Genomic DNA, 6841 nt, shown 5'->3' on the forward strand with positions numbered 1-6841 from the left:
TCTTTAAATCCATACTTTTGCCCTAGCTCTGTCGCCTGATAAGCTCGTAGTAAATCTCGCAGAAATCGCTCTTGTACTGCTTCAACTTGGCGCGTTTTTTTGACAAAGTTATCCTTTGTATGCTCGGCAACAGTTTGCAACAGTGGCAGCAAAAAATTTTTCATTGGCTCCTCACACTTTTGTCTGCGTTATTATAAATAATAGTTGGCTTATCTAATTATTTCGAGTGCGCTTTGTGGTGCAACCGTATACATTTTTGCATATCTTAAGAATTTTCAAATATCAATACATACTTAAAATTAGCTTAAAAAAGTATTTTTTCTTTTCTTCGATAGGTAAGTTATAGAAAGTACGTCTGAAATTTTCTATGCGTTTAATAACTAGCAATTTTGCTGACAGCAGAGCTGCTAATACAACATTCTCAATTACACGGATAGAGCTATCGTCGATATCCTCAGAGATATTTTTTGAAAAATATCAAAAAAGGAAAATTCCAGTTATTATTACTGGATTAAAAGTGACATTTAGAGTGCCTACACTACAAAACGCTGGATGGTATTTCGATCCAGATGTATGGGACAAAAAAAGTCTTACTATTTCCACCTAGTCAGACTTATAATTTATATCAATTTTCAATATTTTTACATTTACTACATGGCGAGTGATTTTTAGTAATATGTTGGTAATACCTTATTTATTAGTCAAATGTGCGATCGCTTTTCTGAGTCAGAGGAGACAGCAGCAGATAAAACAAATTTTTTATCGGTTTTGAACCCTCAACTGTAGGGTAGGCAATGCCCACCTTACAATTGGTATTATTAATGAGGTTGAATAAAGTCGTGTCATGAAAACTCGAAATTTCACTGCGATCGTTTATCGAGAAGATGATATGTATGTTGCTGAATGTCCAGAAGTCGGTACAGTAGATCAAGGAGAAACTATAGAACAGGCGGTTGCTAACTTGCGCGAAGCAACAAAACTTTATTTAGAAGAGTTTTCTTTACCTGAAATAACTCCTAGATATATTACTAACATAGAAGTTAGCTATGCCTAAGCTACCAAGGATTTCTAGTAAGGAAGCAATTCGTGCTTTGGAACGTTTAGGATTTGTACAAATTCGACAAACAGGTAGCCATGTCGTAATGAAGAAAGTCACAGCAGATGGCGAAATTGGCTGTGTCGTTCCAGTACATAGAGAATTGAAGATAGGAACCTTGAGCGGTATTCTTAAGCAAGCCTGAGTAACATCTGAAGAGTTGATTGAAAATCTCGATTGAAGATAGCTTGTAGAGTACGTTCATTAACGCATCCTACGGGACTTGTCGCAATTGCAAATATATTATTGAGATGCATTAGTAAAATAAGGCAAGAATAATTGCTGTTTGTACCAATTTTTATAGACAAAACGAAGCACAAAAGGAGCTGAAATTATTATCAGTACGATTCCCCAACGCAAATATTCAGAAAAATTATAATTTATCGTTATCTGTTGACTGGGAAAGAAAAATTCTAGAATAATCGTGGCAGCATTATTCATGGCATGAGCGATCGCAGGTACAATTAACGTGCGAGTTTTGAAATAAAGCAGTGTCATCAAAATTCCAAAAACTGCTGCACCGAAGGGAACAATATGACCCAAACCAAAAATGATTGCAGAAACTAATATTGCTGACGATACTCCCCATTTCATTGCCCACCGATGTATGAGTATACCTCGAACAATAAATTCTTCCGTAATAGGAGCAACTATAACTAAAGAAATTATATTCGTTAAGCAAGCAAGAATTGGTAAAGCTGAAGTACTGGTAGGGGGATCTTGCAACCAATTAACCAGACTTACAGTTAATGAAGGAGAAACTAAAGATAAGCTATAAAAAAATAATAGATCGATTCCCCAGGTAAATAGGCAGATAGCAACGGCAATTCCACATAAAGATAGCCAGCGATCGCGACTTGGTAATTTGCCAATTAAATATTTAGGGTGAATAGATAATTGATGCAATCTATGTAAAATCCAGATACAGGGTAAACTTATAATCAACCAAGATATCAAATCGTAAAATATCGGCTCGTCACTATTCCAGTTAAAGAAGAGTAAGACAAAATCAGAAATCAAAACAAGTTCAACAACAAGAATAAAAAATAAAATAAATATATTTCGAGTTTTAAATTTTAAAAAGGGATCGATCGCTGGTAAGTTAAGCATAGGACTCGATTTGATATGGTGGAATTAGTCTAGAATTGTTTGACGTAATTAACTTTTAGATTTGCGATCGCATCAAATCCCCTAGAGAAACATGACAGCCGTACGTTTAACCATCAAAGAACTTACCGAAGCAGTGGGGGGCAATTGTACTCCTCGGATGGTGCGACACTATCATCAACTCGGCATTTTGCCACCCCCAGAGCGATCGCGTAGCAATTATCGCCTCTATACTCAGGAAAACGTGCAACAGTTGCGGCGGATTGTGGCACTAAAACAGCAAGGCTTTCAACTTTCCCACATTCGCGAACTCCTCAAAAGCGATGCTGCTAGCGAAGTCAAAAATTTAACACATCAGTTACAACAACAATACCACTCAGTTATGCAACAAATGGCGCGGTTGCGACAGACAGCGACGGCACTAGAAGGACTTCTCGGACGCGATCGCTCTTGCCAAACCCTGCAAGCAGAGGCGATCGCGCAGTTGCGCTTATTAGAAGTCGAAAGCCAAGACGGATTGGGACAGTTAGAACAACTGTGGGAAAATTGGGATGCAGCCACTCACGCTCACCCAGAAGAATTTCAGGAATCTTTGCAACAATTGCTACCCGATCTCTCCAATCGTTCGGAGATTGAAATCGATTTGCTGTCCAAACTGGTGCTAGCTTGCGGCGATGTTAGTTTAGTTAATTTTATCCGTGTGGGTAAAGGGGCGATCGCGGCGGCGCGTCATGCCCTAACTCAAGGCTGTGAAATTATCGGCGATGTTGCCCCTGTGGTTGCGGCTTGCGATCGCACCCGTTTGTCTCATTTAGGTTGTACAGTTACTACCTTAATCGCCGATCCTCACGTTAGCAGCGTTGTGGAAGCCGAGCAAGCCTTTTGGCATCAAAGCCAATGGCAAGAACAGCTACAGCAGTTACCACCAGGCTGTATTTTTGTCGTGGGATACGCCCCATCAGTGCTGATTGCTGCCTGTGATGCCGTTGCCAAGGGACAATTTCAACCCGCTTTAATCATCGGAATGCCAATTGGTTTCAGCCATGCCCCAGCTGCCAAGCGGCGATCGATCCGTTCTGGGATTCCCCACATTACGATTGAGGGGACAATGGGCGGCGGCTTGTTAGCGGCAGTAGCCCTGAATGCTTTAGTTGAATCGACAATTGAGAAACCGGATTGTCATTGTTATTTGAGGGAGTAGGGAGCAGTAAAGAAAGGGTGTAGGGTGTGGGGTGTGGGGTGTAGTGAGTGGCTGGTGGTTAGTGGAACCAGAATTGCTCCGCGACTCTCCCTCAGCCCCCGATCGCTCCGCGACTCTCTCTTCCCCCTGCTTTCTGCTCCCTGCTCTCTGCTCCCTTGTCTTCTTCTACAGCCGATCTGCGGCGATCGCAGCACCAACTAGCCCAATGTCCGATCGCAGGACGATATGTACGGGAACGTTTTCTAATAGAGGTCGCATCCGTCCTTTACTGGTGAAGGTGCGGATAAAAGTACCTTCTTGCATCAGGGGGAGAATTTTCGCAGCGATGCCACCAGCAATGTATAACCCTGCATATGGTAGGAGTTTGAGGGCGAGGTTTCCTGCTTCTGCGCCGTAAGCCTCAACAAAAATCTGCATAACCCGTTCTGACAGGCGATCGCTTTTTTCTAGGGCGGCTTTGGAAATTGCGGCGGCTGGATCGACGGTTTTTTCTTTCTTGCCAGCTTGTTTTTCCCAAGCTTCTACAACTTGGGCAATTTCTGGCGATTCTTTCACGTTTTGGCGATCGCGTAAAAATTCGTAGATGGCGACAATTCCTTGTCCCGACACCACTCGTTCTACTGAAACTCGTTGGATGTCGTGCTTGTCCAATAGATATTTCAAGAGGTGAAAGTCTAACTCGGAACGAGGTGCGAAATCAGCGTGTCCGCCTTCGGAACTAAAGACTTGGTAAGTATCACCCTGTTGAATCAAAAATCCCTGTCCTAATCCCGTTCCCGCCCCAATGACCGCGATGGGTGTGCCTGTTTGGGGTTTACCTGCTTGGAGGGTGTGCAAATCTGATTCCTGCAAACCCAATACACCGTAACCAACAGCGGCGAAGTCGTTGATTAGGGAGATGGACTCGATCCCCAACTCTTCTTCTAGCCTGGATGCTTCTAGCAACCAAGTTAGGTTAGTTAACTGTACTGTATTGTTAACAACTGGACCCGCGATCGCAAAACAAGCTTTTTGCGGTAAGAGTTTTTTGCCCAACTTTTCCTCAGATCTGGCTAAAAACTCTTGGACTATGGGCGCTAAATCTGGATAGTCGCGACTGTTATAGCGTTGTTCGTAAAGGGCTTTGGGGGTTGCTTCTGTTGTCTCCACCAGACGCAAGATCGTCTTCGTGCCACCAATATCTCCTGCTAACAGTATTGTCATAGCGATCGCTTTAATGAAATCGAATAATTTTTTCGGTTTTACTTAAGTGGGACGTGTCGCCATTTAACTCCATCACCCAAGGTTGTTCTGGGGCTGGACGGACAACTTTCACTAAACAGCACAAAGCAGCGTTAACCTCTGTCTGAGCCGTTGCGCCTACCAGACCCATTGTTGCACCTACTACAGATGCCCCGTGTCCTACCAACAGAATATCTTTGGAAAATTCTTCTGCTAACAACCGAGCCGTTTTGCCAGCCCGTTCTAGGGCAACTTCTCCGGTTTCGGGATATTCTGCCGTGACGCGAGAAGTATAGCTGGTATCGATCCTGGGAAACATGCGGGTTAAAACTTCCAGGGGCGCTCTTTTTGGCGCTTGTGGCATCCAAGCAGGATTGAGCCATTCGCTTAAACCAGACTCTAAGTTAATCGAAAGGCTGAGGGCTTCTGCTACGTAGTTGGCTGTTTGCACCGTGCGCAAAAATGGCGAAGCAAAGATATGACTTATATTTTCTCCCTTCAGCCGTTGCGCCAGTTGTTGAGCTTGAACTTTACCATCTTCAGAAATCGGTGGATCGAAGGGTCGTTCTGCGGAGAGGAACCACTCAGGATTGACAAAATCATGACGATTGGCGTGACGAGCAATCCAGACAATTTGAGTCATAGGAAACAATTCCCAAAGCATAGAATTCGCAGAATGCCAAACCTAAATATAAGCAAGTTAAAAGTCAAAAGTCAAAAGTTAAAGGAAACAGGAGACAGAAGGAAACCATTGATTTAAAAACACTGATTTTACCCGCGCCTTATGCGCTTACCACCAATTGGCTCCTAACTTAAACCCAACCAACATGAAATAAGTAACTGGTAACTGATTACTGGTCACTGGTCACTGTTAAAAGGCGATCGCCACCTTTTTGAAACTGATAAGCTACTTGTCTAATTTCTACTTCACATCCTTGTTTTTGCATTTCATCTATAACTGGTTGCAGCCACGGCGAAATTTCTCCTGAAAATTGAACTAATAGTGGAAAAATTCTGACTTCTTTTGCCACTCGACACATTTCGCTAATCGCTGCTATGTGAAAATCTAAGGAAAGGTTATCGGAATAAGTGAAGAGAAAATGAGAACATAACGCTAAATCGAACTGATGCGAATGAAATGATAGGTAAGGTAATTCGTCTGTAACATATCTACCTTGTTGCAGTCCCAATGGAAAATCGACAATAAATTTGTTCATCGCTGCAATTCTAATTTTGCCTAACTCTTCCGGCGACTGAATATCTTGCCACACAAAGCGATCGTAATGAATTTTAGTCCCGTCAATAATGGTTTGATAAGTTTCCTGCACTCGCCGAGCAATTTCTGCCGCAGTAAATTGATAGATTGGATCGCCAGAAATTACGCTGTATCCTTGTTGTGCCATTTCTGCATTAAAGCTAGCGGGACCACCACCACAATCTAGAATGTTTAGTTTTAGTTCGTCAGGTTTGAGGTCGAACATCCTTACATATTCTTGCATCGATCGCCCCCAAGGGACGACATTTTCTAGTTTAAAAGTCATGTTTGCACGTACTGGCTCAAACGCTCTTCCAATCTACCTAATAATGTATCTACATCAGAAGCAAGATGCTCGAAACAAACAGGGGGAGGGGGTTCGATTTCAAATTGAATTAACTTAATTTGTCCGTTACCAATACCAAGAATTAAAACTTGTTTTTCAGGATTATGAGCCTCAATAAATCCTAAAACTTCTTGGATCTGACTGTTGACGCAATCGTTTAATTTTTCAATTGCAGATTTAGGACAAAAGATAAAATGCGGTGTCGGTTGGATGTCGATACCCAAGGTGTCATCGCTGGCTCCTTTTTCCAAAAACAACCCCCAAGATAGCGCTGCTAACTCTTGTTGATTCTCCTTAACAAACCAATCTAATTGCTGTCGCCATTGTCCATCTTCTCCGACAGGTTGAGGGCTACCAAATGAGAACATAGTTAGTAATTGGTAATTGGTAATTGGTAATTGGTAATTGGTAGTTATTCCATGAGGAACAAATTTATTTTATGCCGGATTGGACGCGCCAGAGCGTGGCGTAGATTTCTCCACGTTCTAGGAGTTGTTCGTGGGTTCCCGCTTCGATCGGTTTGCCATACTCCATGACGTAGATACAATCGGCATTGCGCACGGTGGAAAGACGATGGGCGATCGCAATTGTGGTTCTATCCACTGTAATTCGTTC

Annotated in this window: 11 protein-coding genes and 1 pseudogene; 4 read left to right on the forward strand and 8 right to left on the reverse strand. The window is 42.6% G+C overall.

Annotated features, from left to right (window positions below; translation table 11 throughout):
* A partial coding sequence (locus ACRC32_RS25910; protein ID WP_438556682.1) for a GH3 family domain-containing protein occupies positions 1-164 on the reverse strand: 164 nt, incomplete at its 3' end.
* 405 nt (positions 165-569) lie between these two features.
* Here ACRC32_RS25910 and ACRC32_RS25915 point away from each other — a divergent pair.
* From ACRC32_RS25915 to ACRC32_RS25925, 3 genes are all read left to right on the forward strand, one after another.
* Positions 570-665 (forward strand): hypothetical protein, encoded by a 96-nt coding sequence (locus ACRC32_RS25915; RefSeq protein ID WP_438556673.1) that lies wholly within the window; start codon positions 570-572, stop codon positions 663-665.
* 179 nt (positions 666-844) lie between these two features.
* Positions 845-1054, forward strand: coding sequence for a type II toxin-antitoxin system HicB family antitoxin (locus ACRC32_RS25920; protein ID WP_106218440.1), 210 nt, complete (start codon positions 845-847; stop codon positions 1052-1054).
* Positions 1047-1241, forward strand: a complete 195-nt coding sequence (locus ACRC32_RS25925) for a type II toxin-antitoxin system HicA family toxin (protein WP_438556674.1) — start codon at positions 1047-1049, stop codon at positions 1239-1241. Before ACRC32_RS25920 ends, ACRC32_RS25925 begins: the two co-directional genes overlap by 8 nt.
* A gap of 98 nt (positions 1242-1339) precedes the next feature.
* Here the strand turns inward: ACRC32_RS25925 and ACRC32_RS25930 are convergent, their stop codons facing one another.
* A complete protein-coding gene (locus ACRC32_RS25930; RefSeq protein ID WP_438556675.1) occupies positions 1340-2206 on the reverse strand; it encodes a lysostaphin resistance A-like protein in 867 nt (288 codons plus the stop codon).
* Positions 2207-2297: 91 nt separating this feature from the next.
* Between ACRC32_RS25930 and ACRC32_RS25935 the strand changes: the two genes are divergently transcribed.
* The gene (locus ACRC32_RS25935; RefSeq protein ID WP_438556676.1) at positions 2298-3404 is read left to right on the forward strand and encodes a precorrin-8X methylmutase; all 1107 of its coding nucleotides are present in this window, start codon (positions 2298-2300) and stop codon (positions 3402-3404) included.
* On the opposite strand, the gene ACRC32_RS25940 is transcribed toward ACRC32_RS25935, so the two are convergent.
* From ACRC32_RS25940 to ACRC32_RS25965, 6 genes and pseudogenes are all read right to left on the reverse strand, one after another.
* Positions 3389-3598, reverse strand: a complete 210-nt coding sequence (locus ACRC32_RS25940; RefSeq protein WP_438556677.1) for a hypothetical protein — start codon at positions 3596-3598, stop codon at positions 3389-3391. The genes ACRC32_RS25935 and ACRC32_RS25940 overlap by 16 nt on opposite strands.
* Positions 3570-4607 carry a glucokinase gene (locus tag ACRC32_RS25945; protein ID WP_438556678.1) on the reverse strand — a complete coding sequence of 346 codons (1038 nt, stop codon included), beginning with the start codon at positions 4605-4607 and terminating at the stop codon, positions 3570-3572. Before ACRC32_RS25945 ends, ACRC32_RS25940 begins: the two co-directional genes overlap by 29 nt.
* Before the next feature lie 10 nt (positions 4608-4617).
* On the reverse strand, positions 4618-5268 hold the full coding sequence (locus ACRC32_RS25950) for a histidine phosphatase family protein (protein WP_438556679.1): 651 nt from the start codon (positions 5266-5268) through the stop codon (positions 4618-4620).
* 208 nt (positions 5269-5476) lie between these two features.
* On the reverse strand, positions 5477-6166 hold the full coding sequence (locus tag ACRC32_RS25955; RefSeq protein WP_438556680.1) for an SAM-dependent methyltransferase: 690 nt from the start codon (positions 6164-6166) through the stop codon (positions 5477-5479).
* Positions 6163-6594 carry a beta-carboxysome assembly chaperone CcmS gene (ccmS, locus tag ACRC32_RS25960; RefSeq protein WP_438556681.1) on the reverse strand — a complete coding sequence of 144 codons (432 nt, stop codon included), beginning with the start codon at positions 6592-6594 and terminating at the stop codon, positions 6163-6165. The genes ACRC32_RS25955 and ccmS overlap by 4 nt, the downstream gene beginning before the upstream one ends.
* Positions 6595-6658: 64 nt before the next feature.
* A pseudogene (locus ACRC32_RS25965) lies at positions 6659-6841 on the reverse strand (ABC transporter); the annotation flags it as partial.

The organism is Chroococcidiopsis sp. (assembly GCF_051657925.1).
Taxonomy (GTDB): Bacteria; Cyanobacteriota; Cyanobacteriia; order Cyanobacteriales; family Chroococcidiopsidaceae; genus Chroococcidiopsis.